2 protein-coding genes are annotated in these 2,191 nt (G+C 66.9%); both read left to right on the top strand.

Annotated elements, in window-relative coordinates; all coding sequences use genetic code 11:
- Nucleotides 1–705, top strand: a 705-nt coding sequence (locus ACK41X_RS23480; protein ID WP_409728743.1) for a beta-ketoacyl-ACP synthase II, incomplete at its 5' end; no start/stop codon positions are given.
- A 232-nt stretch (nt 706–937) separates the two neighbouring features.
- On the top strand, nt 938–2,191 hold a 1,254-nt coding region (gene mltG / locus ACK41X_RS23475), incomplete at its 3' end, for an endolytic transglycosylase MltG (RefSeq protein ID WP_409728740.1).

Here is a 2,191-nt window from a genome sequence, read left to right as displayed (position 1 = left end):
CTGGGCGATGCCGACGTGATGGTGGCGGGGGGCGCGGAATCGCCGGTGGACCGGCTGTCGCTTGCGGGATTCGCCGCCTGCCGTGCGCTGTCGACCGGCTTCAACGAGACCCCGGAACGCGCGTCGCGTCCTTATGACAAGGACCGGGACGGCTTCGTGATGGGCGAGGGCGCGGGCGCGCTGGTGCTTGAGGAATACGAGCATGCCAGGCGGCGCGGTGCGAAAATCTATGCCGAACTGATCGGCTACGGCATGTCGGGCGATGCCTATCACATCACGGCGCCGTCGCCCGACGGCGAGGGCGCCTTCCGCTGCATGAGCGCCGCGATCAAGCGCGCCGGCATTTCGCCTGGCGACATCGACTATATCAATGCGCATGGCACGTCGACCATGGCCGACACCATCGAGCTCGCTGCGGTGGAGCGCGTCATCGGCAATGCCGCGGCAAAAGTCTCGATGTCCTCGACCAAGTCCTCGATCGGCCATCTGCTCGGCGCCGCCGGAGCGGTCGAAGCCATCTTCTCCATTCTGGCGATCCGCGATCAGGTCGCACCGCCGACCATCAATCTCGACAATCCGTCCGTCGACACCCCGATCGATCTGGTTCCGCATCGGCCCCGCCAGCGCGAGATCAGGGTCGCACTGTCGAATTCCTTCGGCTTTGGCGGCACCAACGCGACATTGGTGCTGCGCGCGCCCGACTGACTGCGGCGGCGGCCGGCGTCTGCCACAGCCGCGCCATACCGCAGGTGTACCGGACTCGTTTGACAGTAAGGGATTTCCTGCCTGATCGTCTGGACATGCAGGGTGACCGCCGCATATTGATACTGAGACGTTCGGTGCCTTGCCCAGACGCCGATCACGCCGCGGGGGGACCATCCGTTCCTGACCGATCGCGTTGACCGCAACTGATCTCGCTTTCCGGATTCGAACCGCGATGGATGACAACAGGACGACCCCGCGCTCAGCCCGCGCCGCGCTCGAACCGGAGCGCATGCCCGCGCCGAAGCGGCGCTCGCGCCGGGCGCGTCATCCCGTGGTGATCGTCGGCAATGCGATTTTCACGCTGGTGCTGTTTCTCGTGCTCGCCCTTGGCGCGGTTGTCTATTGGGGCAACCAGCGTTTCGAGCAGCCGGGACCGCTGACCGAGGACAAGATCGTCAACATTCCACGCGGCCTCGGCGTGCGCGACATTGCCGAGCTGCTGGCGCGCGAAGGCGTGATCCGCGACCCGTGGATTTTCGTCGGCGGCGCTGCGGCGATGAAGGCGCGGGGCGCCGATCTGAAATTTGGCGAATACCAATTCGCCAAGGGCGCGAGCGCGCGCCAGGTTGCGGAGACGCTGGTCGAGGGCAAGGTGGTCCAGCATCTGATCACCATCGCCGAGGGGCTGACCTCCGAGCAGATTGTGGCGCGGCTCCTGGAGAACGACAAGCTCACCGGCACGGTGAGGGAAGTGCCGCGAGAAGGATCGCTGCTGCCGGACGGCTATCGCTTCACCCGCGGCACCACGCGCGACGATATGATCAAGCGCATGCAGGCCGCGCAGGCGCGGGTGCTGCAGGACGCCTGGGAGCGCCGCGCTCCCGAGCTGCCGGTCAAGTCGCCCGAGCAGCTTCTGATCCTTGCATCGATCGTCGAGAAGGAAACCGGCAAGGCCGAGGAGCGCACGCGGGTCGCGGCGGTGTTCGTCAACCGGCTCAATCGCAAGATGAAGCTGCAATCCGATCCGACCATCATTTACGGGTTGGTGGGCGGCAAGGGTTCGCTCGGCCGCGGCATTCTCAAGAGCGAGATCACGCAGCCGACGCCCTACAATACCTATGTGATCGAGGGCCTGCCCCCCGGACCGATCGCCAATCCCGGCCGCGCCTCGATCGAGGCGGTCGCCAACCCGGCGCGGACCAAGGAATTGTTCTTCGTGGCCGACGGCACCGGTGGTCACGCCTTCTCGGAGACCTACGAGCAGCATCAGAAGCATGTCGCCAAGCTGCGCGGTCTGGAAAAGGAGGCGCGCGACGCCGCCGACGCCGCTGCGAATGGCGCGCCCGGCAATACGGCGTCCGCCAGCAATGCGCCCGCCAACGCGGCGGCGCCCGTGGCGCAAAAGCCGGGGGCCGGGGCCGGTGGTGTGGCGAAGCGGCCGGCCGCCACCCAAACGGGGGCCCGCAACCCCCCAAAAGGAGGCACC

The sequence above is a fragment of the Pseudorhodoplanes sp. genome (assembly GCF_046289595.1).
Classification (GTDB): Bacteria; Pseudomonadota; Alphaproteobacteria; order Rhizobiales; family Xanthobacteraceae; genus Pseudorhodoplanes.
Note: the sequence above shows the minus strand (reverse complement) of the source record. Positions and strands in the feature narration are given on the sequence as shown.